The sequence below is a fragment of the Streptomyces sp. NPDC086777 genome (assembly GCF_040702065.1).
Lineage (GTDB): Bacteria > Actinomycetota > Actinomycetes > Streptomycetales > Streptomycetaceae > Streptomyces.
In genome coordinates, this window is sequence record NZ_JBFBJI010000007.1 from 83,953 (window position 1) to 107,756 (window position 23,804).

Consider the following 23,804-nt stretch of genomic DNA (forward strand, 5'->3'; position numbering starts at 1 on the left):
CGGGGGACTGTGCGATCAACCTCTGTGGACCGGCGGTCGACGGGCTGTCGTTTGCACCCGCTTGAGGGGCGTGGGGGACTGTGCGATCAACCTCTGCGGACCGGCGGTCGACGGGCTGTCGTTTGCACCCGCTTGAGGGGCGTGGGGGACTGTGCGATCAACCTCTGCGGACCGGTAGCCGACGGGCTGTCGTTTGTACTCACTTGAGGGGCGCGGGGGACTGCGCGATCGACCCCCGCTGATCGGCAGTCGACCAGGCGGCCGCACCCCCCTTTTCGGCTAGCGCCCCAGCGAGGCCAGTTCCTTTGCCGCTTCTGTGAGGTCCTTCGCGGTGTCGATCGCCCGCCAGTACGCGCCCTGCGGGATCGGGAAGCCGGCGAGCTGTCGGCTCCGTGCCAGGTGCGGGAACGTGGTGCGCTCGTGGTCCCCCCGCTCCGGCAGCATCGCCGCGAACTCGGGAGAGAAGACGTAGACGCCGGCGTTGATCTCGAACGTCGACGGCGGTGCCTCGATGAAGTCCGTGATGTGACCGAAGCCGTCGGTCTGCACGGCGCCCCACGGAATCCGCGGGCGGGCCAGCGCCAGCGTCGCCACCGCGTCCCGCTCCGTGTGGAAGTCGGCCATGTCGCGCAGCGAGAACCGCGTCCAGATGTCGCCGTTCGTGGCGTACCAGGGCCGGTCGGGGTGGGGAAGGTGCGCGGCCGCGTACCGGAGACCGCCGCCCCGGCCCAGCGGCTCGGTCTCCACCACCGTGGTGACGGAGAGCGGCAGGTCGGCCGATGCCAGCCACTTCTGCAGGACCTCGGCGAGATGGCCGCAGGAGATCACCACGTCGGTGACGCCCTCCTCGGCGAGCCAGGTCAGCTGGTGGCCGATGATCGGCGTGCCGGTACCCGGGATCTCGACCATCGGCTTGGGCCGGTCGTCGGTGTACGGGCGAAGCCGTGAGCCCTGGCCACCGGCCAGGACCACGGCTTGGGTGGGGCGCAACGCGGCGTTCGGATGGGTCATGCCCGAACTGTACGACGCGCCCCGGGGACGGCTGTACGGCGCGTGGGCGTTCAGCTGTGCGCGGCCAGCACACCCGACGCGAAGGACGTGTCGCAGACCGGGCGGGCGTACGACTGCGCGCGCGAGGCGCCGTACATCCGCACCGCGGCCCGGCCCAGCGCGCGGGCGATGGACGTGCAGTGCTTGGCCAGCGACGGGTGGCCGTTGACCGCCTGCTGGAGGTGGGTGAGGACCTGGCCCGGGTTCCGGTCCTGGAGCTCGGTCATCAGCTGCTCGCGCAGCGCGTCCTGCGGGGCCTGGGTGACGGCCTTGGAGGAGACGTGCGCGTCGGTCACGTCGGTCGCGGTGAGCACCGAGCTCCGCGGGGACCCGGTCCAGTTGACGCGGGTGACCGCGAGGGTCCCGGAGAGCACCAGGACGACGGGCAGGACAAGGGCGAGAGTGCGGCCGATACGGCGGGCAGGGCCGCCCCGGTGGCCGCGTCGCGTCTGAGGGGTGGTGGAGTGCTTCACGCGTGTGAGGGTAGCGTGCGGTAATGATTTGGCGACATTTAGTCACCGGTTCGAGGGACGAAGAAGGGCCGCTTTTCGGGTACCGGGTTGACGCACGCGGCTCGAAAACCACCCGCTTGCCGGGGTAAATCGGGGCAACGGAAAGGGCCCCGCAGCAGGCCGCGGGGCCCTTTCCGTCAACCTGGGTGAATTCACCCTGGTCAGAGGTTTCCGGGGTTGATCGCTCAGTCGGAGAGACGCTCGCCCGTGGACGTCGAGAACACGTGGGTCTCGCCCGGCCGCGGCACGACGTGCAGCGTGGCGCCCTTCTCCGGGACCGCGCGGCCGCTGACGCGGACGACCAGGTCCTTGAGGTCGTCGCCGACCTTGGCGCTGCCGTAGACGTAGCCGTCGGCGCCGAGCTCCTCGACGACGTTCACGGAGACCGCGAGACCGGCCGGGGCGTCCTCGGTGTCCTTGGACAGGGCGGAGGCGGCCTCGCCGTTGTGCTCGACGACGTCGAAGTGCTCGGGGCGGACGCCGACGGTGACGGTGCGGTCGCCCTTGTCGGCGGCGGCCTTGAGCGCCTCGCGGTTGACCGGGACGACGCTGTTGCCGAACTTCACGCCGCCGTCGGTGATCGGGACCTCGACCAGGTTCATGGCGGGGGAGCCGATGAAGCCGGCGACGAAGAGGTTGGCCGGGCGGTCGTACATGTTGCGCGGCGAGTCGACCTGCTGGAGCAGACCGTCCTTGAGGACCGCGACCCGGTCGCCCATCGTCATGGCCTCGACCTGGTCGTGGGTGACGTAGACGGTGGTGATGCCGAGGCGGCGCTGGAGCGACGCGATCTGGGTGCGGGTCGAGACACGGAGCTTGGCGTCCAGGTTGGACAGCGGCTCGTCCATGAGGAAGACCTGCGGCTCACGCACGATGGCGCGGCCCATCGCGACACGCTGGCGCTGACCGCCGGAGAGCGCCTTCGGCTTGCGGTCCAGGTACTCGGTGAGGTCGAGGATCTTCGCGGCCTCCTCGACCTTCTGCCGGATCTCCGCCTTGTTGACGCCGGCGATCTTGAGCGCGAAGCCCATGTTGTCGGCGACCGTCATGTGCGGGTACAGGGCGTAGTTCTGGAACACCATGGCGATGTCCCGGTCCTTGGGCGGCAGGTGCGTGACGTCGCGGTCGCCGATGCGGATGGCGCCGCCGTTGACGTCCTCCAGGCCCGCGAGCATCCGCAGGGAGGTGGACTTGCCGCAACCCGACGGGCCGACCAGGACGAGGAACTCGCCGTCCTCGATCGCGATGTCGAGGCCGTCGACGGCGGGCTTGGTGGAGCCCGGGTAGATCCGGGTCGCCTTGTCGAACGTGACAGTGGCCATGGCTCAGAGGCCCCCTTCTACCGGCAGGAACGTGCCGGACGATCCGTTGTAGGAAGGTGGTTGGTGTAGTCCACTCGGGTAGTCCACGCGAGTGAACCGGATCAGGACGGTACCTGGCGTTCACCCTGTATGTCAGTACCTGGAGCCCTGTGAACTTCGCGGAAATTTTCGACGGGCCCCGCTCGGGACCTGGGTACACTGCACTGGCACGCACCCCAGGGTGCGCGTGCGCCTCCTTAGCTCAGCTGGTCAGAGCGCCGCTCTTGTAAAGCGAAGGTCGTCGGTTCGAATCCGACAGGGGGCTCTTTGATCTAGCTGGGACAACGCCCCCGCGACCTTCCGGCCATGGGGGCGCTGACGGCAGAACTTGACGGCAGTCCCGCTTAACGGCGCCGCTTGAGCAGGCGATCCATGTGACCCATCGCTTCCCGCCGGTGGTCATCGCTCACGTGGGTGTAGACGTTCATGGTCACGGCGATCTGCGAGTGACCGAGGATCTCCATGACGGTGCGGGGCGCGACGCCAGCCGCGAAGAGCAGGGACGCGCACCCGTGGCGGGTGTCGTGCAGCCGGACCTTGGGCAGCTTTGCGGCCTCCGAGATCCGCAGGAACGACCGGTACAGGTTGCGAGGCTCGATCGGTCGACCGCTCCTTGTCGTGAACACATGATCGCTCTCGTGCCAGTCCTTGCCGGCCGCCGTCCGCCGTTCCGCCTGCCGCATGCGCTGCCACCGGAGCGGCGCCACGCACATCAACGGAATGGGGATCACCCGCGCCCGCCGGTTCTTGGTCGTGTCCAGGTAGAGCTCCTTGCCACCCCGGTTGAGCGTGGTCCGGACCGTCAGGGTGCGCCGGTCAAGGTCTACGTCCCTCCACTGCAAGCCGAGGATTTCGCCGCGCCGTAGACCGAGGGCGACGGCGAGGACGAACGCGGTGTAGAGCGGATCCGTCCGCGCGGCCTCCAGGAACGTCAGGGTCTCGTCGGGCGACCAGGGCCGCAGTTCCCGCGGCTCCACTCGCGGCGCGGGAACCAACTGGACGACGTTGCGGCTGATCAGTTCGTCGCGACACGCGGCGGTGATCGCCGTCCGCAGCACGCGGTGCGCTTCCTTCGCGGTCGCAGCCGACGACTGCGCGGTGACCTTTGAGATCATCTGCCGGACGTTCGCTGTGGTGAGCGACTCCAGCCGACGACTGCCGAGCAGCGGCACGAGGTAGAGGCGCACGTGCATCTCGTACTTCACGTACGTCGTCCGCTTCCGATTGGGCCGGATGTACTCCTCCAGCCAGTACGGCAGCCACTCGGAGAGCTTTGCCGACCGCGATGGAGTGGGAATTCCCTGACGGTCGCGCCGTACGAGTTCCTGGCGCTTCTCGTCGCACTCCTCCCAGGTGGAGCCGTAGACCGTCTTGCGCTTGCGGGTGCCGTCAGGCTGCGGCACGTAGACACGGGCTTCGAACCGTCCGTCCTTCCGCTGCCAGATGCTGCCGGCGCCGTTGGGGTTCCTCTTTCGCTGGGCCATCAGGCTGCGTTCTCCTCAAGTCGGTCCTGCATGTAGTGGCGTACGGCGTCGACCGGGATGCGGCGGGCGCGGCCGGACGTGTAGCTCGGGAGCTGCTTGGAGCGGATCAGGTCGTAGACCTTGCTGCGGCTCAGCCTCAGAGCGGTCATGACCTCCGGGACAGTGAGTGCTTGGGGGTCGCTCGGGACGACGGTCAGCACGTTGAGACCTCCGGGAAGGGGGCGGGGCCTGCGAGTGGGGGTGGTTCCAGCGGCTCTCAAGAGCCCGCGTATGTCCGAGGTGGGGATTTCTGCGTCACCGCGTCACCTGCGTCATTCAGGCCCTCTGACCTGCGGGTTTTGGGTGACGCAGAGGGTTGGGTCTGCGTCATCGGTGACGCAGGCGGTGCGTCATCGGTGACGCAGGTGACGCAGGGGTGACGCAGGATTCGCCGTCTGCGTCACCGCCGTCCGCGCAGCTCGGAGCGCGTTTTCCGGGGTCTGGTGACGCAGGTGACGCAGGCCTTCCCTACTTAGGAAAAAGAGGGGGGTGTCTGTGGTGGTTGGGTGCGGCTCAGCGCGTGAATGAGGGGCCGCTTCGCGGCGCGACCTTGGGGCGGCGCGAGCGCCGAACAGCAAGAGGAGCACGCCGGCCGGTGGTGCTCCTCTTGCTTGAACAGAGGCGGTGCCGGTCAGAGCGTCTGCTGCTCGTGCGGCGGCGCGGCCTGTGTGCGGGTCATCTCGATGTAGCGGCCCGTTTTGGTGCGGCCGGAGTCGATGAGCACGCCCCGTGCGGCGAGGGTGGGCTGTAGCCGCTTGAGACGGTCGGAGAGCACCTTGCCCGTGGTCGGCCAGCCCTTGGGCAGGGCGCGGAAGTCGTCGCCGGTGTAGACGCGGCTGAGGCAGTGCAGCCACTCCGTGGACGTCATCCGCTGCCCGGTGCCCGGTTCGATGGTCGCGGCGTGCGCGAGCACGGTCTGTGCCATCAGGTCACCCTCAATGACGTCGTCGTTCAGGTCGTCCAGGCTGGCCCGGTACGCGGCGAGAGCTCCCAGACCGGTGGCCGCGTCCAGTTGCGCGCAGAGGTGGGCGAAGTCCGCCATACGCAGGTCGGTCGGGGTTTCCGCGTCCACGGCCCGGACCTGCACGGTCAGGTCCAGGAGGGAGCCGAGGATGACGGGCAGCACGTCCGCGAACTCCGTCCACAGCTCGTGCTCGGTGCGCCGCACGCGGGGCCGCTCCAACCTGAGCGGCAGGAGCCGTTCGGCGAGGTCGGGGCGGATGACTCCGACGTCGATGCCGGTCAGGAGCAGGGGGCGGCGGTAGCCGAGACGGAAGACGTCCCCGTCGGTGAACAAGGAACGCTTGACGTTCTCGGCCCCGGTGACGATGCAGCACATCGCGTCCGACAGGTCCGGGCTCATGTGGGAGAGGTTGTCCAGCGCGGTCACCCACCCGGCCGCCACGGCGGTGATCAGGTTCTCCTCATCCTTCGGGGCACGGCGCAGGTCGCCGCTCATGCCCTCGATGATCCGCACCAGCATCCGGCCGCCGGTCGACTTGCCCGCGCCCTGCGGCCCGGTGAGGAACGGGGCCGGGACGGGAACGGACGGACCGAGGCAGCCGACCAGCCACGCGATGGCCAGGCACTCCGTCTCCGCCGTGGCGAAGTTGCACAGCCGCATCAGCAGATCGATGCCCTTGCCGTCGGTGTCCTTGACCGGCATGGGCAGTTCCCCGGTGAGCTGAGTACGCCGCCAGCACACCTCACGCGGGTCCGGGACGGCGATGTCCCACCCCGTGGGATGGATACGCACCGACTGCCCGTCGGCGCGGCCCAGGTCCAGCCACGTCGCCCCGTCCAACCCAGGCGCGACCCGGATGTACACGGCCTGCGTCTCCTCGGTGAGCGCGAGCGCTTCGATCAGGTCCAACGCCTCCTTCATCGCGGTCCCGTTGAACACGCCGATCCCGTCCCGGAACAGGCCCACCATGAGTTCCTGCCGGTGGCTTCCGGTCGTTCCCTGGGAGCGGATCGGGCGGGCGACGGGGTGGCCGTTGCGCTGCGCGTACACGGTCCCGTCCGCGGTGCGGAAGTACCGGAAGTGCGCCTGCGCGTAGTCGGTGATGACCTTGCGGGCCGGAGTCTGCTCATCCTCTGCCATGGTCACAGCCCCAGCGTGGTCAGGGCGTTGGTCCACGCGTCGGTGCAGTGCCGGACGGTTTCGCCCTTGGCCTGCGCGGCGGTGAACAGCCGGCCGACATGAGCGTCGGTGAGGCAGCCGCACCGGCCGTGCGTCGACAGCACCGCGAGGAACGTCCGGTACACCGTCGCGTGGACCGCGCTGCGGGCCTCGGTGATCCGCTGCACGGCCATCGAGACGCCACGGTCCAAATACGTGAGCGTGCGGTGCGGGCATACGCCCCCACGGGCCCCCAGAGGCCCTGTGAGGCTCTGTGCCGCCCTGCGGAGCGCGGGCGGCTCCTTTACTGCCAGAGCGCGCACAGCGTCCGGCAGAGGCGCCGTGGCGCCTGTGCCGTTTGCGAGCCAACGGGCGTACGCCGCAAGGGACTTGATGTCGACGCCGGACCGTACGGCGTTGGCGGACGGGATGGTGCCCCGGTAGATCCAGTGCTCGCCGCGCGTCGTCGCGACGGTGCGGGTGGGGGGCAGCGTGGCGCGGGCCCATGCGATGGCGGCGGGGTCGTCCAGGTCGACCACGGTGAGGCCGGCGCCGCCGGGGTGGTAAGCCACGGCCGCCGCGTGCTGCCACGTCGGCGCCCACGCGGGCGAGGCGATGGCGGCGGGGTCTGTGGTCGCGGCGGCCCACGCGTGGCACGGCGCCGGGCAGGCGCAGGCCCCCGCCGCCTTCATGTTCGGCCGGCCCCCGCACGCGTTCCGCGCGCAGGCGCGGCAGTTGCCGAACGGCAGCTTCCCCCGGCGCAGCGGAAGCACGGGCAGACCCTCGGCCGCCAGACGCAGGGCGGTGCGCAGGTGCTTGCTCACGCCGCCACCCCCAGCGCGGGAGTGGTCAGGTGGGCGAGTGCGGCGCGGCCGATGTGGTGGGCGTAGGCGGGCGGGATGCATTCGCGGATGCCGTCGCGGTTCATCCACGGCACTCCCAGCACCCTGCGGGCGAGCGGGACGCCGGAGAAGTTGCCGACGAACTGCCCGTAGTGGCCGGGCGGGACGGGGCGGCCCATCTTTGCCTGCGGGACCAGGTGCGCGGGGTGGTCCGGCTGCTCCAGGGCGAAGCCGCCGCCCGGCTCGAAGTACCGGTGCCGGTAGTTCTCCAGCCCGAGCATCTGTCCGCACAGCATCACCGGGCCGCGCAGCTTGGGCAGGGCGCCGCCGACGTTCTCCATCACCCAGGGGCGCCCGGTCGTCTCCAGGGCGGTGCGGGTGGGGGCGATCAGGTCGGGGTGGGTGTTGCCCTGGATGCGCTGGCAGTCGGTGTCGTGCTGGCAGGGCGGTGAGGCGTGGATGAAGTCGAACTCTGTCCCGTGCTCCAGCGCGTAGGCGATGGCGTCCGCCTGCACGAACCGGAACGGGTACCGGGGCTGAGGTGCGATGTCGACGCCGGTCACGTCGAATCCGGCGTCCGCGTAGCCCTTGGCGGCACCGCCCTGGCAGCAGTACAGGTCCAGCAGGCGCGGCCGTGGGCTGCGCACTCGCCGGATGTCGGTGGGTTGAGTCATGCTGGGAGACCTCCAACAGGTCTGTAGAGGCTGGTTGGCAAGGGCGGCCCGGACTTTGGCGAGAGCGGGCCGCCCGCTTTCGTGTGTGGGGAAGCTGCGGACGCCGGATGATCGGCGCGGGCAGAATGTGGCCGGTGAGGACAGTCATGCGGCGAGACAAGTCACCGGGCAAGCAGTTCTGGCGCAAGTTCGAGGAGGAGGTCGAACGCGCCGTAGCCAGCCTGGGCAATGCACGCGTGGAGCGCGACGTGCGCATCCCCGGAGTCGTCAGTGGACGTCCCCGGCAGATCGATGTGCTCGCCAGAGGCGAGGTTGCCGGCTGCCCGATGACAGTCGTCTTCGAAGCCAAGTGCTACGGAGGCATCGTTCAGATCGGCAGGGTTGATGAGCTTGTCGGCAAGGCTCTCGACGTGGCAGCTCAAAGTGCCGTCCTGTACTCACCCAAGGGGTTCTCTTCGGGGGCGCGGGCGCGTGCCGCTGGTACGAAGAGCAGCCCGCTTCGGGTCGGTGCTGTCAAACTGGAGGTCGACTGGCTGGAGGCCGGGTCGGCGGCTGAGGAGACGGTGCGGACCGGGTACCGCCTTCCCGGCCAGATCTTGCGGGAGGACAGCGTCGTGTACGACGTCATCAGCAGAATCCCCGACCTCGGGTCGTATCCTGCCGGTCCGGCGGAGACGGACGACTACGGCCGGTTCTTCCGGGGCGAGGCTCCTTTGTTCGTCTCGCGCTAGCTGCGCTCAGCCGTTGAAGTGGTTGCGCTTGAAGACCGCTTTGCGGATGTGGAAGGTGTTGCCGCCCTTGCTTCCGTGGTCGTTGCCGCGGAAGACCTGGATGGCGATGAACCCGCCGAAGATCACAGCGGCGAAGATGATGAGCTGCTGGATGAGCGCGGCGAGCGCGGCGATGAACGATGTGAGCAGCAGGAGTCCGCCGCACACGGCGAGGAATCCCACCCCCCCCAAGGCGATGTTCACGGCCGCGCGGGAGATGGCCGGCTTCGCCGCGATGGGTTCGGGCTGCACGGAAGCGACCGCGTAGCCGGTGACGATCCGCCCGTCGGGGAGCACGATGCTCGCCACGGCCGGGATGCCGTTGGGCTGGACGACGACCGGGGTCGGCGCCGGGACGGCGAGCGGGGTGATGGGGGTGGGCTGGTGGACTTCCACGGCCCCGATGGTCGGGGCGTGGTTGGCGGTGTCGGGGTACATGCGGAATCCCTTCCGGTCACGGTTCAGGGAGGCGGGGACACCCCCTGCCGGGGGCGCTGTGAGGGGGGTTTCGGGGGTCTGACCTGGGGCGCCTCCCTGCCTCCCTGACGATCAATTACGCAGGTCAGGGAGAGGGAGGCGGGTCAGGGAGGGGGTCAGGGAGTTCTCCCTGCCTCCCTGACCCGGCACGGGTCGGCTCCCTGTCACTCGGAAGCGGAAGTGGAACCCTCGTTGTCGCGGTCGGCGAGTGCGCGGGCGAGCCGGTCGCGGCCGATGACCATGCGCCCGTCGGACTTGTACGGTTCGGCTCCGGTGCCGTCCAGTTCGCGCTTGAGGTCGATGAAGGACCACTTGCCGTAGGCGCTGGCGTCGAGGACGGCGAGGCGCTTGAGGACGTCCTGGGTGAGCACCCGCGCGTCCGTCCCGAGTACCGAGGCGATGTCCGCGAGCGCGTCGCGCTGCTCGCCCTGCTCGATCAGGCGCAGGGTCGGGACGCCGGAGCGCAGTGCTTTGGCGCGGTCGGCGATGGCGGTTGCTTCGTCGTGGCCGATGAAGTGTGTGCGCACCGTGATGGACGACTGGCCCTTCGGGATGTCGATCCCACTGGAGGCGACGACGAGGGTTCCTTGGTCCAGGCCCGGACGCAGCAGGTTTGGGGCGGCGCCGCCGTCGACGGCCTTGTCCCCCAGCGCCATGCGGGCCTGGGACTCGGTGCCCAGGGCGAGAGCGGCGCGGGTGTGGGCGCCCTCGCGGACCAGCTTGGGAAGGTTCTGGTCGGTGGGGTCCTGGGTGCCCTGCCACATGAGCACGTTCACGGCACGGCCCTGGTTGTGGACCTTGCGGACGGCCATGAAGTAGCGGGAGGTGGCCCTGGACCCGCCGTAGGGGTTGCCGTCGTCGTCCTTGACCGGGCACATGAACGCCACCTGCGCTTCGTCCACGATGCACAGCAGCGCCGGGAACTCGATGTTCGGGTCGGACTGGCGGGCCTCGATCCGCCGGTTCATCTCGTCCACGACGCCTTCGACCATCTCGGTCGCCTTGATGACGTGGTCGTCGGTCGGACCCTGGATCAGGACCGTGGCCAAGCCGTGGAACATGACCCAGTCACCGCCCTTGAGGTCGGCGAGGCGGAACTCAACCGTCTTGTCGAGCGCGGCCCACAGGGCGAGCGCGCGCAGGCTGGCGGTCTTGCCCTGGTTCGACAGACCCGTGATGAGCAGGTGGCGCTGGTACAGGCTCAAGGCCGCCGCGTCGCCGCGCAGGTCCTGGCCCCACGGGGCTCGGCCCTTCTTGTAGTCGGCGGTCATGGTCTCGTCGGTGACCAGCGGCGATGGGCCGATCGGCTGGTCCAGCGCGCCGGAGTCGGCGACCCACAGGCGGACCGTGCGCGCGGCCTCGGGGATCGTGATGAACACCTCGTGCTCGTGCCGGGTCAGGTTCTCCGCCAGCTTCCGGCGGCGCTGCTGCACCTCGATCGTGGACACCCCGGACGGCAGGGTGACGTCGACCTCTACGCCGCATCCGGCGATCCGGATCGGCCCGAGCATCGACGCGCCGGCGTCCCCCATCTCCTTGATGGCGTTGCGCAGCGCCGGGACCCCGAGGTCACGCAAGGCCTTGACCACGATGGACGGGGTGATGGGCTCCCCCTCGCCCGATCGCTGGTGCTCCGGCATCGACCAGGCTGGCGCGGCTTTCTGGTGCGCGCCGACCGACCACAGGGCGAGCAGGGCGAGGAACGGGCCGATCGTGAGCGCGGGCCCCCACACGACCTGAACAATCGTGATCATCAGGTTGATGAACTTGATGACGGCCATGAGCGGCGTGACGACCTCGGTCGCGTCCTTGGTGGCAATCGCCATGCACACCCCGAGGGCGACCAGGACCCCGACGCCGGTGCCGGCGGAGACGGCGGCGCCCCTGGCGGCATCGAGGGGGGAGTGGAGCAGGTCCATGCGGCGGCGGTGGCGTGCCTCGCGGAAGCGCTGCCCGCGCTCTTCCCACTCGCGTGCCTCGTCCAGGTTCCCCGCGGCTTCGGCCGCCCGCATCATCCGCTCGTACCGGGCCGGCGTGCGGGCCTCCCAGGTACGGCGGGCGACGATCCGGCCGCCGCCGTAGACGTAGAGGGCGTGCCGGGCGACCGCGCGGGCCGACGTCTTGGTGACGTCGTGCGTCAGGGCCGTACGGATGGCCCGTCCGGAGCGCACCCACAACGGCAGCCGCGGGGCCGGTGCCGGGTCGGGGACGACCGTGAGCACGGTCGGGGCGTTCGCCCCGGTGGGCGGGTCGGTGGTCTTGTGGAGGTTGATGACGTTCTCGGTCATGCTGGCAGTGCTCCTGTCTGCCCCGGATCGGGGTGGGAGTTGAGGGAGAGAGCCGGGGCGGGCGGATCCGTGGAAGAGCGGCCCGCCCCGGTGATGTGGCCAGGCGGCCCCGCGTGTCGGCTGATCGCTCCGGCCGTGCACACTGCTGGGCGAATCCAGTGGCACGGGGAGGGGAATCCGGATGGGACTTCGCAGTTGGTGGGGCAGCCGCAGGGCCAATGCTCAGATCGAGCGGATCGTGGATGCCGTGAACTCCGGGCAGGCGCTGATGGCTGACGCGACCGCCCTTGAAGCATCCGGCTCCCACCAGGAGATCGCTGGTGTCGTGGAGGTCTGCGACGTCCACCTTCACTTCAAATCGAACGCGGACCTCAAGGCCAGGGCCGACGGCTGGCGCATCGACCGGTCAGATATCGCAGGCGTCCAGGACGGAGACGAACCAGGTGAAGTGGTGATCACCTTCCGCACTTCAGAGCGCTTCCACGCCATCGTCGTGACGCCTGTGATGCACGCAGACAAGTGGCGTTCACTGGCCACCGGGTGACTCACCACGACCGGACCGAAACAGCCGGACGGGTCCTCCGGGTGAGCGGCGGGGCAACGAGCGGCCACGGTCACCACCACCCCGACGACTTCCTGGTGGCCTTGTCGCGAGCGGCCTCGGTGAGCTGCCGGCGCCGCTCGATGTACAGGGCCTGAAGCTCAGCGTTCAGCCGGGTCTCGGCAGCGGACCCGATGGAGTCCATCCGGTCCTCGGCACCGCCGGCGCTCCGGCCGCGGTAGACGTTGCGGGCGCCGCCGGCCATGGCACGGGTCATGGCGAGCCGTTCGCGGCTGGTCAGCGGCCACCACTCGCCCCGGCGGACCGCTTCCAGCTTGCTGGTGGTCTTGCGGATCTCGCGGTCGATACGGCGGATCTCGGAGTTGCCCATGTCAACGCCCCTTGGGGTGGTCGTCGGTGGTGAAGGTTGCGTAGGGGCCGTCGGTGGCCTGAGGGGCGTGCATGACGGTGTTGACAGCCGCGAAGAGAGCGGCCCCGGCGGCGGCTGCCACGGCGAGCCCCGGGTGTCCGGTGTTGGTGGCAAGGCGTGCCGCGCCCTGCGCGGCGGAGTTGACCCTGAGAGCGTTGGTCGGGTCGTTGGTGGCGCTCATGATCCGGTCGTACAGGCCCATGACCTGGGTCCTTTCGGCGGAAGAAGCGAATGATCAGGCGGCGTGCTGCTCTTCGGTGGCCAGGCAGATGCCGCAGATGCCGTGAGAGCGGGGGATGCAGTAGCCGGCGTCGCGCCGGCAGGCGGGGCAGGTGCGGCGGGCGGCATTGGCCTTGGCGAGCGCCGCCCACCTGGCCGGCGTCATAGGGCGGACCGGTTTGGCCAGGTCGACGCGGTAGAGGTAGGCGACCAGCGGGGGGCGCCGGCGGCGGGGGCGTTCGAGCTGCGCGGCCACCTGCTGGCCACCGGGTCGGAGGTTGCGGGCCCGGAGTTGGCGGCGGGTGGCGTAGCCATCCGGTGCCAGGTGCCACCGGAACACCGGCAGCGCGGCCATCAGATGACGCGCTTCCAGGCGGCCCTGAGGCGGACCTCGGAGGCGGAGTGGCCGGCGGTGCGGAAGCGGGTGGCCATCTCCCGGTACGAGAGCGGCGGTTGCTCGCTGTGCCGGATCTCATCGACCAGCGTGTCGAGTGCCGCGTCACTGAGCGCGGGCGCCTGCTCCAGCGCCGCAACCGGCTCGGAGAGGCCCCACACCGGGAGCTCCCACGAGGGTGTGACGTCGGGTGTGACGCGGCTCGTCACGCTGGTCAGGGCCCGTCCGGTGCTCTCACCCTTGCGGGCCGTCTCCAGCGTCGACCACGCCCCGGCCAGGGTCTCTGCGGTCTTGGCCTGGACGCGTGCGACGCGGGCGCCCGCCTCGGTCACGGCCGTCAGCCGCGTCTCCTCGGTGGATGCTTCGGCCCGCAGACGGGCGCGGGCTACGGCCGCGTCGTCGCGGGCTTCCTGCTGAATGCCCCGGATCGTGTCCAGCGCGGCCGGGGTGAGCGCCGTGCGCTCCCACAGTCCGTGGACCAGCCACAGCATCTTGGCGGCGATCGGCAGCCACGCCACCGCCAGCCACGCCCCCATCGACGTCTCGGCAGTCACGGCGTGGGTGACCAGGACACCGGAGGCGACCGCGCCGAACGACCAGCCGACGGCGGTCACGGCGTTGCTGTGGTCGCCCTGCGCGGCCAGGCGGCGCTCATAGGCGAGGGTGGCGAGCCATCCGCCGTCGATACCCAACCCGACGACCAGGGCGACGTACCAGGGCACGGCCGCACCCAGCCACATCATGACCACGGCCAGGGTGAGCACCATGGACACGGCGGTCATCGCGACCGCCGGCAGCACGGTCAACAGGGTCTTGGCGTTGAGGTTCCTCATGCGGCACCGCCGGGCAGGGTCTCGCTCGCGGTGCGGTTGATCAGGGCGACGCGGGCGGCGAGCGCGCGGTGACGGGCCCGGCGGATCCGGCGCGCGTCCAGCTCGGTCGGGGTGCGGTCCAGGGTGATGATGTAGGCGTCCAACAGGTCGACGTCCGCCAGGATGACGGGCATCTCCTGCTCGATCGCGTCCAGTTCCGCGTCCGTCGGCTCGCCCCAGTCGGCGAACTCGGTAACAGCGTCCTGAACTGTGACGATGTGCTTCATTGGGTCGTGTTCCTCTCCGATAGGAACGGCCCGAACAGCGGCCCCGGTGTTCCCGCACCGGGGCCGCGCGCCGTTGAAGTCGGTAGATCCGGCTCCCCTCAACGCCGCACGTACGAGACGTGCAGCGGAGGCAACCGGCCGCAGCGCTGAGCTGCGGAAAGGTCGGATAGCGCTGTACTCGCACGCAGGGACAAAACCCGCGAGCGCCGCCCTCTTGCTCGCAGAGGCGGGGCGGTCTTCCTCATCAGCTCTCTGTTGAGTTCTCAAACGGCTGTCGCTTCCTTCGAGCCCGTTTCACGGAGCCCTCCGGGCGTTTGCGCAACCCTCGGTTCACGTCCGTTTTGCACATAGGTGTGCCGAGGTTCAGCGACCGCCGTTCCCCGAAGTGACCGGCGGGCACATCCCTAAGGTTCCCTAGGGTTCCCTGCGGTGTCAAGCGGTAAGGTAGGGAACCTCAGGGAAGTAACGAAAGGGAGCAAGCGATATGGCAGGCCAGGCCGACAATCGGGCGCCGTACGCGAAGATTGCCGCCCACTACACGGAGCTGATTACGTCTGGTCAGCTAGAGCCAGGAACCCTCTTGCCCAGCATCAAGAACCTCGCGGAAGAGTGGAAAGTGAGCACCGCGACGGCCGAGAAAGCGCTGCGCAAGCTGCGCAACGAGGGACTGGTGCGCGGGATCCACGGCATCGGAACGGAGGTCTTGGACCAGCCGGCCCCGATGTCTTCGGGGGCCCAGCGTCAGGACCGAGGACACCGCACCGGGTCTAGCTGGGGATCAGGCGAAAGGTCTGACTCGCATCAGGCAGCCGTCGTGTCCGCGCCCGCCGAAGTGGCGCAAGCCTTGGACATTCAGCCTGGCTCCGACGTGATCCGCCGAAGCCGGGTCTACCGAGACCGGCACGGCATCGTCGCCCACAGCACGTCGTGGATTCCCGCTCGATACGGGAAGCTGATCCCCCAGCTCGCGGCGAGTGAGCGCCTAACCGGAGGTACCTCACTTCAGCTCATCGCCCAAGCAACCGGTCACCCCATCAGCCACCGCATCGACACAGCCTCGGCCCGCCTGCTGACGCGGGAGTACGCACAGCTCTTGGAGTTGGACCCCGAACACCCGCCGACCGACCCAGTCGTCGTCATGACGGCGAAGTTCGTGAACAGCGAGGGGGACATCGTGGAGTACGGCGTAGACCTCGGGGGCCCCGGCCGAACATGGCGCACGGAATCCGAGGTGGCCTCATGACCGTGATGGATGACACGCTCGCGAGCGTGCTCGAAGATCGCCTAGGGGCACTGCTTGCGGCCCGCAGGGCTGGCACAATCACGCTCGAAGGCGAAGCGGAGATGGCCACCATCTCCCAGACCATGGCGAGACCGATGCCACCACATCCACCGTTCTGCGTCCTGATGACCGGCCTTCCCGGCTCCGGCAAGACCACGCTCTCGCGCGCGCTCACGGCTCGTGGGTTCGTTCGGCTGTGCCCGGACGAAGAGATGTACCGGCGACACGGCGTGTACGGCGTGGACTTTCCGCGCGGCGTCTTCCCTGTTCTTGAACGTCCGGTGCTCGAAGACGTGGCAGTCGAACTCAGGGAGCACCTAAAGGCCGGCGACGACGTCGTCGTTGACCACGGCTTTTGGACCCCGGAAGTCCGTGCCGAATGGCGAACCATCGCCACCGACGCCGGAGCCACCCCCGTACTGGTCTACCTCCCAGTCGGCCATGACGAGCTCTGGGCAAGGGTCAGCAAGCGCAACGAGTTCCATGCGGACGATCCAAATTCGATCTACTTCTCGGAGAGCGACCTCCAGCGGTACCGGACCCGATTCGTCCCCCCGCAGGCAGACGAACCGCACGTCGTCTACACGGGTGACTCTGCGGCCGTGATCGCGGCCATGGAAGCCTCCCGCCCCTGACTCTCTACGGGCCTAACGCGCAGGTCAGCCCTGCGGCTCTCCGTCTCAGTTTCCGTCTCATTCACCCCGTCCGGAGTCGTCCACGACGGTTCAGGCGTCGGACCGGAGTACGGCAATGAACGGGGCTGAACGGGTCTGGATCATGCCCTGACCAGCACGAACAGATCTCGAAAGCGAGTACGGAAGCCTTCTTGCCTCGGCGAGAGCCTCCCTACTTCATCAAGCCCCGGCTGCGCTCCGCTCCGCCGGGCGCGCTTCCCGGCTCCGCTCCGGGCGCCGCTCCTGCCTTCGGCCCGCTCCGCCCGCGCTGCGCCGACGCGCGCCCACATGTGGATAGGGCCGGAAGCCATGAGTCGATCACCGCATAGAGCGGCCCGCGGTCAAGACAATGCCTCCGGCGGGGGATCGGCCGGCACCGGGATGGAGGGGGCGCCGTCGCCGACCGCGGGTCCGTAGGGGCGTGCGTGGGATGCTCCCATCCCGACCACCGTCGACCCAGGCAGAGCCGAGCAGACGCGGCCCAGGGCGTCCAGGTCGTTCGTACAGTGGCGCGCTCCACCTGGACGCCCTGAACCACGCCCGCTCCACGGTGTGTGGGTCGACGGCGGACGGGATGGGAGCTGGGGTGAGTGGTGGGCGAGGATACGGGGCCGCCGGACCCCTCGATTATTTTTGTGATCCCAGTCACTCAAAAAATACGGACATGTTGCGCAATTGGGTGTGTGACACGAGATTTGCAGGTCGTTTGGGCGCCGTCATTGTCAGTAGGGTGTGATATGGCGGTGCGTTTCCGCAGGTCACTGCGAACCCGGGCAAGCGGTCCGTGGGACATCGGGCACGACATCCTGTACGTGGACGACAAGTTCCTCGACATTAGCGAGAAGAGGACTGAGCGGGCCAACGTGTCAGCGTCGTGCCATACCGTTGGAGCATCAACACCGAAGGACGCGCCCGCCTTTGGGAAGAGGATCCGGGCGCGCCCTTCTGACAACCAAGGAGGACGTATGCCCATCCCGGGCCTTGGTGGACTGTCGGTGCTCGACACCCACCTGCTTGAAACTGTCGCACGTGGGACTGACAGCTGCAAGAAAATCATGATCCCGCTGGCTGTGATCATGGCGTGCGTGATCAACGGCGACACGATGACAGGTGCTCTGCGTCAGGCGACATGGCTGGTCATCGCGGTGACCGTTCTGGTCGTCGTGCAAGCGCTCGTCGATTGGCTTCCGCAGCGGCGTGTCAAGCCCGTCGGCGCGCCTGACACCAGTAGCTGACACCAACAGCGGCGAACGCCAAGGAACGCGAACGGCCCCCAGCGGTCGATAGACCGTCGCCCGGCTTGGATCTCTCCACCTACCCGGGGGCCGTGATCGACCTGATACGGATGAGGTCAGATCTCAAACTCTGTGGCCAGTGCGGGCGCCGTTCTTCAGCCGATGAACGGCGCCCGCCGGCTTCACTCGGTGAGTGGGGCTTCGCCGGGCTCGGTTACTGTCTGGTGGCCCCAAGAGTCGGGCGCCAGCGAACGGGAGGCCGCCGCCGTGTCGATACGCGAGAACTTCGCCAAGCTCTTCAAGAGCACGGCCAAGGCCCCTGACGGCGAGCCGTTCGCGGTAGAGCGCCCGTGCCAATGTTCGCCGGAGTGGCCCGGCTTGGAGACGACGGCAAACGGGCACATGCTCCCGGCTCACCCATCCAGCCACTACAGCGTTCTTACGAACCCCGAGGTCGGGCCGTTCGTCGCGCGCTGCACCCATTGCCGGGCTCGCTACCCCCACCCTTGGGCGATCCCGCAGGGCGCGCCGATGCCCTTCGACTGGGCTCGTGAGACTCCGCCGACCGTGTAGGCCCTGGGCCGTCTGTGGGCCGTCCGAGGGTGGCCGACGACGACAGATGACGACAGACGACGACCGCTCCGCCCCTGCTCAGCGGTGGCGCGTGCTTCAGCGGCGCAGGCGCCCATCGGCGAAGCACAGTTGAGGAACTCCAGGGGTTCTGTCTCCGTACTTACACCTACAGCAGGCGCCGCCGTATTCTCGCCAAGTGGTCAACGATGAAGCCCGAGGAAGTATCAGGCGAGACGGAACACGGAAGCGGGCCACTCTGACAACGGGAGAGAGGCCGCGCGACAAGGCGGCCGGCAGTGAGTCCAGGGACGCCACTGTGTCACCGGCCGAGCTGTTGCAGATGGTCAGCCGCCGACACGGAAGCGCCGGCGCGTGGGAACTACGGAGCCTCAAACGCTTGCGCAGGGACGACCCGGATGAGTTCGCTCGGCTCCTGAACGATGTACGCAGCCGCCCACAGTAGGCCGCTCCTCCCGCTTCGCGACAGACCCTCTTCCGCCGACGAAACCTCAGCTCAAGCCCAGTGGTCTGACGGCGCTTCTTGACGGCAACACCGGCGCACGATGCCGTACTGGACGAACCAGCCATGGACCATGTCGAGCAGGCGGGCGAGCCAGATCCATGGCTGGTGTGTCGCTGGGGGGAACTTGTAAAGCGAAGGTCGTCGGTTCGAATCCGACAGGGGGCTCCGACGAAATAGGCAACCTGCCCGCAGGGCCCGTGACTCGTGGTCTCGGCTACGGTTGCGGTCCCACGGCCGCGCCGCAGGGGCGGTGGGCCTCGACGAGGGCCGCCGACGAGCCCCGACGGGACAGTTCTCGCGCGGTTGACCTTGAGACCCGGGTACGACGAGGCTGCGCCCTGGTGGTGGCATCGGTGGCCGCGTATGCCTCCTACGTTCATCAGCGGTCGTTCGCTCTTCGGGGCGGGGCAGACGGGGCGAGCGCCGCGCTGTGGCCGTTGTCGGTCCACGGATTGTTGTTCCTGGCTACGGTCGGCCTGCTCAAGCCTCCTCGGCACGCGAGCCGCCGGGCGCGTCATGTGGTGTGGATGGCGTTCCTGCTCGGCATCGGGGTGTCCCCCTTGCGGCCATCATCGCGGCAGCGCCCGCTCTCGCTCGGCAGCCGGTGCTGGTCGCGGGATGGCCGCCGGTCGCCCTGTTGTTCTCGGTTGAGCTTCTCGCGCACCGGTCCGGTGATCGAGAGTCGAGCGAGAGCGCGGTGCGAGCCCCGGCTGTCAGTCGCCTCACGCACAGCGGGCCAGGACGGAAGCCATGCGAGACCTGCCTGCTGAGCAGCAGCGAGACACTCTCGCTGGGAACGAGGACGTGACCAGCAACTCTCGGCCCTCGACGGCCGTACAGCCCAAGGCCGAGCCGAATGCTGAGCAGGCTATGCGGGAGCACTTCCAGCAACAGCACGCCGACGGGCGCCGAGCTGGATCGGGTTGCGGCTTGGATGGACAGGACCCACCAGGAGCACCCGCTGCCCGACTGCTTCGACCAGGCCACCAGCAGTGCGCCGGACGGCGTTGCCTCGCTCTGCGCCACGGCCTTCGAGAACATCGTCGAGGTCCTGGGTGAAGGCACAGCCCCGGCGGATCGACAGCCTGCGCGGCGACTTCCGCCGGATCCGCACCCGGGCGTGCGGGCCGAAGTCGTCTCCGGCGCCCAGTGCTGTGACCGCGAACCTTCGCCGGGTCGCTGGGCCGGTGATCAAAAAAGGAGGGGTGGCTCCCTCCGGGCCGCTTGGAGACGTACCGGGCTCAGAGCTATGCCTGATGCTCCAGTCGTGCGCGGGTCGTTGCGGCTGGCCGGTGGTTCGCTCATGGCGCCTGGCTGAGACGCCACCGGGGTGCAGTCGGGCGGACCGCGGTTTCGGTGAGCCGAGCAGTACGGACGGCTGGTTCGAAAGCCACGGAACCGATGACAGCCCGCGTCCAGCGCGTGGGCGAGTGCTGCTTGGTCGCGAGGGGGGCCTGCTCGGCAACTCCGCCGGCGGCCGGGCCGAGTTCCACTCCAGCGTCGGCTCCACCGAGCGACCGTGCCCGGTGACGGCTTGACGCGGTCGGCACACACCGCTCGTGCAGGCCGCACGGGAGCGGACACCAAGGCAGATAGTTTACACTTCAACAACATATCGTGGCGCTGCCACCGAGGTCGGCGGCAATGGGGCGCGTGAGGCCTCTGATCGAGCAGAGCCACCGGGATGCCGACATCCTGCTGTGCCTCATCCGACTGTGATCCACCTCACGGGAACTGGCCCCGTGTATTCGACAGGTACCTGCGTGAAGCAATCCTTGCGAGCTCGTCTGCGAGCCGGCGATCCAGAAGCCTTCCGCCAGCTGTACCAGGAACTGGGCCGGGCGATCTACGCGCACGCCTACCGTGCCACGGGCGACTGGTCGGCCGCCGAGGACGCGATGTCGCTGACGTTCCTGGAGGTGTGGCGTCTGCGGGAGCGGCTGGAGCAGGGCGACGAGAGCCTCCGCCCCTGGGTCTACGGCATCGCCACCAACGTCCTGCGTAACCGCGGCCGCGCAGCGCGCAAACACCAGCAGACCCTGACCCGCTTCCCCGCACCCGAGACCGTCCCGGATATTGCCGACGAGGTCGCCGATCGCATCGACGACAGCGAAAGGCTCGCGGCCGCCAGAGCGGCGGTGGCCAGGCTGCGCCGCGGGGACCGCGATGTGTTCATGCTGTGCGTCTGGTCCGACCTCAGCTACGCCGCGGCGGCCCAGGCCCTGGGCGTCCCGGTCGGCACCGTCCGCTCCCGCCTGTCACGCGCACGGGGGCGTCTGCTCAAACTGACCGAGCAGGAACTGAAGCACGTGAAAAAAAGAGTGGAACCCCCTGCGCCCGTCCGACAGATACAGGGCGACCGCACACCCGCGGTCCGGTCGATACAGGAGAAAGCCCGATGAACGCTCCGAAGCATGGTGACGAGGCCGAGCGCCAGGAGCTGTCGCACCTGCTGCCGCGCCCCGGCACACCAGGTCTCTCTCCCGCCCGGTCTCAACGTCTTGAGGAATATCTGATGCAGGAAGTCACCCAGACCGGCGCGCGGACGCAGCCGTCTCCCGCAGCGAAGCGCGGTATGCCGCGCTGGAGCCTGGTAGCCGCGCCGGTCGCGGCCCTGGCTGTCGCCGCAGCCGTCGCCGTCAGCGTCACCGGCTCCGGCGCGACCCCCGCCGACGACAGTGTGGCCATGGCCTCGGTCATCACCGTGCAGCCCGCCTCCGCCCGCGGTGCCACCGCCTTCCTCAGCCAGGTCGCGGACGCGGCCGGCAAGCAGAAGACCCCGACCGTCGGCGCCCACCAGTTCATCTACGTCAAGAGCGAGGTCGGCTTCACCCACCAGGTCAAGCAGCGCACCATCGGCGGCGCGGCCAAGCTCGACGCCGTCCACCAGCGCGAAGTGTGGCTGGCCGCCGACCCCTCCAAGGACGGCCTCATCCACGAGGGCGGCCAGAACATCACCATCCACAACAGCGGCAAGGGTGTGGTCAATCCCGGCGCACAGTCGCAGCCCGCCAGGCCGGGCACCGTCCCGCAGATCGCGTCGCTGTCGACGAACCCCGACGCGCTGCTGAAGCAGATCTACTCCGCCACCCGCGGCGAGGCTCCGGGCAAGGACGCCGCCGCGTTCAACTGGATCGGCGAGACCGTATCCGAGTCGATCGTCCCCGGTGAGACGGCCTCCGCAATCTGGCGGGCCGCCGCGAAGATCCCCGGCGTCGTCCTCGTCGAGGACGCCACGGACGCGGCCGGCCGCCATGGCGAAGCCATCGCCCACGTCTCCAACGGCGAACGCACCGAGTACATCTTCGACCGCAACACCCACCTGTTCCTCGGCGAGCGCAGCTACCTCATCAAGGACACCTCGATGGGCAAGGCAGGCATGCTCACCGGCACCAGCGCGATCCTCTCCCGCGCCGTCGTGAACAAGATGGGTGACCTGCCCGCAGGCGCCCGCGCCTGACCCGCACACCACCCCACGCCCGGCTGCTGACCATCAGTCAGCGGTCGGGCGGACCCATCTCACCACCGGCCTGGCACCCATACGGCCTGGCCTGAGCGGAGGCAACATCGTCTGACAGGGCGGCAAGGGCTCGTCCGCCGGCAGATGCTCGACCTCACCTTCAGCCGGATCAATATCCCTTGCACCACCGGTGGTTCACCGTCGTGGTCGGGCATGAGGAGCGGTGGGTGAGCCGGGCCCGGTGGTCATGCCCCACATGAGCGGTCTGTCAGTGCCTTCGGAGTTGGTGACACCCCCCGGGCCATGCACTCGACAAGGGGAGGTAGTCATGCCAACTCCGAAGGCCGGTAACCGCGTTGCGCGGCCACGAAAACAGCAATGGGGGGCGGCCGTGCTGCTGTCCGGGCCGCTGCCGCCGTTCCGGAGTGGGCGGTCCGGGCCGCGTCAGCTGTGGTTCAGGGACCACGCGACCTGGTCTTCGTACCAGCGGGCGGCAGTGACACCGTGCCACGACGCCGCCTCGTCGACCTGGTCCCGGTACCAGCGGGCGGCGCTGACGCCGTGCCACGGGGCCGCTTCGCCCTTGTGGGCCGTGGCCTGTACGGACACGTGCTGCTTGTGCTGCACGGGCACCGAAGTCGTGGCTGCCGACGCCGAGCCGCCGGCCCCGAGAAGGGCTCCGCCGGCCAGTGCGGTGGAGGCGAGGGCGATCGAGAGACGCTTCGTCATGCTGCTCATGGTCATTTCCCTTACAGAACTGCCGCGTCTTCGCCGATCCGGCGGGCGCCGCTTCCATGTGAACCGAGATCCGGAGATCCCGGGTCAGTCGGCTGGCTCAAGGTCATCCGGAGGGGTGCCTCATGTTGACTCCGCCACCGTACCCGAGGGGTGCCTCATATTTGCAGTGAGGCTCGTCACGGCACGTCGGAGGTGTGAGATTGCGATCGGAAACATTGCGACAATCCAAGTGGAGGGGTGCCTCATGTTACTGTCGAGCCGTGAGCCACCACCACGCCCCGTCCCTGAGCGAGTCACCGGCGAAACCTCTGTGCCGTGACGCGCGGCGCAACAGGGGCGCAATCGTGGCCGCAGCCCGCACGGCCTTCTCCGAGCAGGGTCTGGGCCTGGCCTAACGGCGTCCCTGGAGGGTGGCGCCCGCGAGGCCGGTGCGGCGATCGGCACGCTCTACCGCCACTTCCCCACCCGTCTCGCTTTGGTCGAAACGCTTTTCAACGCGAAGAAACACGGAGCTACTCGTCGCTGCGGAAGAAGCCGCGGCCATGACGACGCCGGGGAGGGGTTCTGCCGCTCCATGGAGAATCTCTGCCGGCTGCAGGCCTGCGACCGCGCCTTCAACGACCTGGTCTCGGCACGGCTGCCCCTTCACGCGGACGGCCGCGAGATGCATGACCGCGCCGAGGAACTCCGCAGCCGGATCATGCGCAACGCCCAGGAGCAGGGCGTCCTGCGCGGCGACGTCACCGCGCAGGACATCGCCTTCGTGATCTGGTCCCAGGCCGGGATCATCCAGGCCACCCGCACCATCGCCCCCCGAGCCTGGCGCCGCCACCTCCACCTGATGCTCGACGCCTTCCGCACCGAGGGCGCCCACGAACTGCCCGAACCTGGAAATCGACCGACGGGCAGGCCAACGCCACCATCGACCGCGAGCTGCGTGTGCACTGTGTGGAGAGACTGATACACCCCGGCGGCCCCGGGGCGCTCGTCTGTTGCACCCGACCGGAACCGGGAGGA

The 23,804-nt window shown here is 69.0% G+C and carries 25 protein-coding genes and 2 tRNA genes; 11 read left to right on the forward strand and 16 right to left on the reverse strand.

What is annotated here, in order from left to right; translation table 11 throughout:
• Positions 1–279: 279 nt before the first annotated feature.
• The 3 genes from AB0472_RS12515 to ugpC all read right to left on the reverse strand — a co-directional run bounded on the left by AB0472_RS12515 (position 280) and on the right by ugpC (position 2,884).
• Complete coding sequence (locus AB0472_RS12515; RefSeq protein WP_366355852.1) at positions 280–1,011, reverse strand: nucleotidyltransferase family protein; 732 nt, start codon at positions 1,009–1,011, stop codon at positions 280–282.
• Positions 1,012–1,061: 50 nt separating this feature from the next.
• A complete protein-coding gene (locus AB0472_RS12520) occupies positions 1,062–1,523 on the reverse strand; it encodes a hypothetical protein (RefSeq protein ID WP_366355853.1) in 462 nt (153 codons plus the stop codon).
• Between the two features lie 224 nt (positions 1,524–1,747).
• On the reverse strand, positions 1,748–2,884 hold the full coding sequence (gene ugpC / locus AB0472_RS12525) for a sn-glycerol-3-phosphate ABC transporter ATP-binding protein UgpC (protein WP_362324672.1): 1,137 nt from the start codon (positions 2,882–2,884) through the stop codon (positions 1,748–1,750).
• A gap of 230 nt (positions 2,885–3,114) precedes the next feature.
• Between ugpC and AB0472_RS12530 the strand changes: the two genes are divergently transcribed.
• A tRNA-Thr gene (locus tag AB0472_RS12530) sits at positions 3,115–3,188 on the forward strand.
• 79 nt (positions 3,189–3,267) lie between these two features.
• Here the strand turns inward: AB0472_RS12530 and AB0472_RS12535 are convergent.
• The 5 genes from AB0472_RS12535 to AB0472_RS12555 all read right to left on the reverse strand — a co-directional run bounded on the left by AB0472_RS12535 (position 3,268) and on the right by AB0472_RS12555 (position 8,084).
• Positions 3,268–4,407, reverse strand: coding sequence for a site-specific integrase (locus AB0472_RS12535; RefSeq protein ID WP_366355854.1), 1,140 nt, complete (start codon positions 4,405–4,407; stop codon positions 3,268–3,270).
• A complete protein-coding gene (locus AB0472_RS12540) occupies positions 4,407–4,607 on the reverse strand; it encodes a helix-turn-helix domain-containing protein (RefSeq protein ID WP_365176762.1) in 201 nt (66 codons plus the stop codon). The genes AB0472_RS12535 and AB0472_RS12540 overlap by 1 nt, the downstream gene beginning before the upstream one ends.
• Positions 4,608–5,077: 470 nt before the next feature.
• Positions 5,078–6,550 (reverse strand): ATP-binding protein, encoded by a 1,473-nt coding sequence (locus tag AB0472_RS12545; protein ID WP_366356129.1) that lies wholly within the window; start codon positions 6,548–6,550, stop codon positions 5,078–5,080.
• A gap of 2 nt (positions 6,551–6,552) precedes the next feature.
• Positions 6,553–7,392: a bifunctional DNA primase/polymerase gene (locus AB0472_RS12550; protein ID WP_366355856.1), complete on the reverse strand. Its 840-nt coding sequence runs from the start codon at positions 7,390–7,392 to the stop codon at positions 6,553–6,555.
• Positions 7,389–8,084, reverse strand: coding sequence for an SAM-dependent methyltransferase (locus AB0472_RS12555; RefSeq protein WP_366355858.1), 696 nt, complete (start codon positions 8,082–8,084; stop codon positions 7,389–7,391). Before AB0472_RS12555 ends, AB0472_RS12550 begins: the two co-directional genes overlap by 4 nt.
• Positions 8,085–8,218: 134 nt before the next feature.
• Between AB0472_RS12555 and AB0472_RS12560 the strand changes: the two genes are divergently transcribed.
• Entirely contained in the window at positions 8,219–8,815 is a 597-nt protein-coding gene (locus AB0472_RS12560; RefSeq protein WP_366355860.1) for a restriction endonuclease, read from the forward strand.
• Between the two features lie 6 nt (positions 8,816–8,821).
• Here the strand turns inward: AB0472_RS12560 and AB0472_RS12565 are convergent, their stop codons facing one another.
• Together AB0472_RS12565 and AB0472_RS12570 are read right to left on the reverse strand one after the other, a co-directional pair.
• Positions 8,822–9,292, reverse strand: a complete 471-nt coding sequence (locus AB0472_RS12565; protein ID WP_366355862.1) for a hypothetical protein — start codon at positions 9,290–9,292, stop codon at positions 8,822–8,824.
• Positions 9,293–9,495: 203 nt separating this feature from the next.
• Positions 9,496–11,619 (reverse strand): FtsK/SpoIIIE domain-containing protein, encoded by a 2,124-nt coding sequence (locus AB0472_RS12570; RefSeq protein ID WP_366355863.1) that lies wholly within the window; start codon positions 11,617–11,619, stop codon positions 9,496–9,498.
• A gap of 181 nt (positions 11,620–11,800) precedes the next feature.
• Here AB0472_RS12570 and AB0472_RS12575 point away from each other — a divergent pair, with 181 nt between their 5' ends.
• Positions 11,801–12,163, forward strand: coding sequence for a hypothetical protein (locus tag AB0472_RS12575; protein ID WP_366355864.1), 363 nt, complete (start codon positions 11,801–11,803; stop codon positions 12,161–12,163).
• A gap of 70 nt (positions 12,164–12,233) precedes the next feature.
• Here the strand turns inward: AB0472_RS12575 and AB0472_RS12580 are convergent, their stop codons facing one another.
• From AB0472_RS12580 to AB0472_RS12600, 5 genes are read right to left on the reverse strand one after another with little or no spacing between them, the layout of a single operon-like run.
• A complete protein-coding gene (locus tag AB0472_RS12580; RefSeq protein ID WP_366355866.1) occupies positions 12,234–12,551 on the reverse strand; it encodes a hypothetical protein in 318 nt (105 codons plus the stop codon).
• A gap of 1 nt (position 12,552) precedes the next feature.
• Positions 12,553–12,792 carry a hypothetical protein gene (locus AB0472_RS12585; RefSeq protein WP_366355868.1) on the reverse strand — a complete coding sequence of 80 codons (240 nt, stop codon included), beginning with the start codon at positions 12,790–12,792 and terminating at the stop codon, positions 12,553–12,555.
• A 33-nt stretch (positions 12,793–12,825) separates the two neighbouring features.
• On the reverse strand, positions 12,826–13,164 hold the full coding sequence (locus AB0472_RS12590) for an RRQRL motif-containing zinc-binding protein (RefSeq protein ID WP_366355869.1): 339 nt from the start codon (positions 13,162–13,164) through the stop codon (positions 12,826–12,828).
• Positions 13,164–14,036, reverse strand: coding sequence for a protein spdB (locus tag AB0472_RS12595; protein WP_366355870.1), 873 nt, complete (start codon positions 14,034–14,036; stop codon positions 13,164–13,166). The genes AB0472_RS12590 and AB0472_RS12595 overlap by 1 nt, the downstream gene beginning before the upstream one ends.
• Positions 14,033–14,302, reverse strand: a complete 270-nt coding sequence (locus AB0472_RS12600) for a DUF6284 family protein (RefSeq protein ID WP_366355871.1) — start codon at positions 14,300–14,302, stop codon at positions 14,033–14,035. The genes AB0472_RS12595 and AB0472_RS12600 overlap by 4 nt, the downstream gene beginning before the upstream one ends.
• Positions 14,303–14,786: 484 nt before the next feature.
• On the opposite strand from AB0472_RS12600, the gene AB0472_RS12605 reads away from it, so the two are divergent.
• The 7 genes from AB0472_RS12605 to AB0472_RS12635 all read left to right on the forward strand — a co-directional run bounded on the left by AB0472_RS12605 (position 14,787) and on the right by AB0472_RS12635 (position 22,049).
• Entirely contained in the window at positions 14,787–15,545 is a 759-nt protein-coding gene (locus tag AB0472_RS12605) for a GntR family transcriptional regulator (protein ID WP_366355873.1), read from the forward strand.
• Positions 15,542–16,219 carry an AAA family ATPase gene (locus tag AB0472_RS12610; protein WP_366355875.1) on the forward strand — a complete coding sequence of 226 codons (678 nt, stop codon included), beginning with the start codon at positions 15,542–15,544 and terminating at the stop codon, positions 16,217–16,219. The genes AB0472_RS12605 and AB0472_RS12610 overlap by 4 nt, the downstream gene beginning before the upstream one ends.
• A 1,004-nt stretch (positions 16,220–17,223) precedes the next feature.
• The gene (locus tag AB0472_RS12615; RefSeq protein WP_366355877.1) at positions 17,224–17,493 is read left to right on the forward strand and encodes a hypothetical protein; all 270 of its coding nucleotides are present in this window, start codon (positions 17,224–17,226) and stop codon (positions 17,491–17,493) included.
• A 1,185-nt stretch (positions 17,494–18,678) separates the two neighbouring features.
• Positions 18,679–18,754: transfer RNA gene (locus AB0472_RS12620), tRNA-OTHER, on the forward strand.
• Between the two features lie 188 nt (positions 18,755–18,942).
• A complete protein-coding gene (locus AB0472_RS12625; protein WP_366355878.1) occupies positions 18,943–19,359 on the forward strand; it encodes a DUF2637 domain-containing protein in 417 nt (138 codons plus the stop codon).
• A gap of 993 nt (positions 19,360–20,352) precedes the next feature.
• Positions 20,353–20,991, forward strand: coding sequence for an RNA polymerase sigma factor (locus AB0472_RS12630; RefSeq protein ID WP_366355880.1), 639 nt, complete (start codon positions 20,353–20,355; stop codon positions 20,989–20,991).
• Positions 20,988–22,049 carry a CU044_5270 family protein gene (locus AB0472_RS12635; protein ID WP_366355882.1) on the forward strand — a complete coding sequence of 354 codons (1,062 nt, stop codon included), beginning with the start codon at positions 20,988–20,990 and terminating at the stop codon, positions 22,047–22,049. The genes AB0472_RS12630 and AB0472_RS12635 overlap by 4 nt, the downstream gene beginning before the upstream one ends.
• Before the next feature lie 444 nt (positions 22,050–22,493).
• On the opposite strand, the gene AB0472_RS12640 is transcribed toward AB0472_RS12635, so the two are convergent.
• On the reverse strand, positions 22,494–22,787 hold the full coding sequence (locus AB0472_RS12640; protein WP_366355883.1) for a hypothetical protein: 294 nt from the start codon (positions 22,785–22,787) through the stop codon (positions 22,494–22,496).
• Positions 22,788–23,361: 574 nt separating this feature from the next.
• Between AB0472_RS12640 and AB0472_RS12645 the strand changes: the two genes are divergently transcribed.
• Positions 23,362–23,748 carry a hypothetical protein gene (locus tag AB0472_RS12645; RefSeq protein ID WP_366355885.1) on the forward strand — a complete coding sequence of 129 codons (387 nt, stop codon included), beginning with the start codon at positions 23,362–23,364 and terminating at the stop codon, positions 23,746–23,748.
• The last annotated feature ends 56 nt before the right edge of the window (positions 23,749–23,804 follow it).

Bases quoted from the DNA above. Each gene is read 5' to 3' on its own strand.
- AB0472_RS12515 (WP_366355852.1), bottom strand. From the start codon at position 1,011: ATGACCCATCCGAACGCCGCGTTGCGCCCCACCCAAGCCGTGGTCCTG.
- AB0472_RS12555 (WP_366355858.1), bottom strand. From the start codon at position 8,084: ATGACTCAACCCACCGACATCCGGCGAGTGCGCAGCCCACGGCCGCGC.
- AB0472_RS12570 (WP_366355863.1), bottom strand. From the start codon at position 11,619: ATGACCGAGAACGTCATCAACCTCCACAAGACCACCGACCCGCCCACC.
- AB0472_RS12565 (WP_366355862.1), bottom strand. From the start codon at position 9,292: ATGTACCCCGACACCGCCAACCACGCCCCGACCATCGGGGCCGTGGAA.
- AB0472_RS12585 (WP_366355868.1), bottom strand. From the start codon at position 12,792: ATGGGCCTGTACGACCGGATCATGAGCGCCACCAACGACCCGACCAAC.
- AB0472_RS12610 (WP_366355875.1), top strand. From the start codon at position 15,542: ATGACCGTGATGGATGACACGCTCGCGAGCGTGCTCGAAGATCGCCTA.
- AB0472_RS12545 (WP_366356129.1), bottom strand. From the start codon at position 6,550: ATGGCAGAGGATGAGCAGACTCCGGCCCGCAAGGTCATCACCGACTAC.
- AB0472_RS12605 (WP_366355873.1), top strand. From the start codon at position 14,787: ATGGCAGGCCAGGCCGACAATCGGGCGCCGTACGCGAAGATTGCCGCC.
- AB0472_RS12645 (WP_366355885.1), top strand. From the start codon at position 23,362: ATGGAGAATCTCTGCCGGCTGCAGGCCTGCGACCGCGCCTTCAACGAC.
- AB0472_RS12535 (WP_366355854.1), bottom strand. From the start codon at position 4,407: ATGGCCCAGCGAAAGAGGAACCCCAACGGCGCCGGCAGCATCTGGCAG.
- AB0472_RS12595 (WP_366355870.1), bottom strand. From the start codon at position 14,036: ATGAGGAACCTCAACGCCAAGACCCTGTTGACCGTGCTGCCGGCGGTC.
- AB0472_RS12600 (WP_366355871.1), bottom strand. From the start codon at position 14,302: ATGAAGCACATCGTCACAGTTCAGGACGCTGTTACCGAGTTCGCCGAC.
- AB0472_RS12615 (WP_366355877.1), top strand. From the start codon at position 17,224: ATGCCCATCCCGGGCCTTGGTGGACTGTCGGTGCTCGACACCCACCTG.
- AB0472_RS12590 (WP_366355869.1), bottom strand. From the start codon at position 13,164: ATGGCCGCGCTGCCGGTGTTCCGGTGGCACCTGGCACCGGATGGCTAC.
- ugpC (WP_362324672.1), bottom strand. From the start codon at position 2,884: ATGGCCACTGTCACGTTCGACAAGGCGACCCGGATCTACCCGGGCTCC.
- AB0472_RS12575 (WP_366355864.1), top strand. From the start codon at position 11,801: ATGGGACTTCGCAGTTGGTGGGGCAGCCGCAGGGCCAATGCTCAGATC.
- AB0472_RS12580 (WP_366355866.1), bottom strand. From the start codon at position 12,551: ATGGGCAACTCCGAGATCCGCCGTATCGACCGCGAGATCCGCAAGACC.
- AB0472_RS12635 (WP_366355882.1), top strand. From the start codon at position 20,988: ATGAACGCTCCGAAGCATGGTGACGAGGCCGAGCGCCAGGAGCTGTCG.
- AB0472_RS12640 (WP_366355883.1), bottom strand. From the start codon at position 22,787: ATGAGCAGCATGACGAAGCGTCTCTCGATCGCCCTCGCCTCCACCGCA.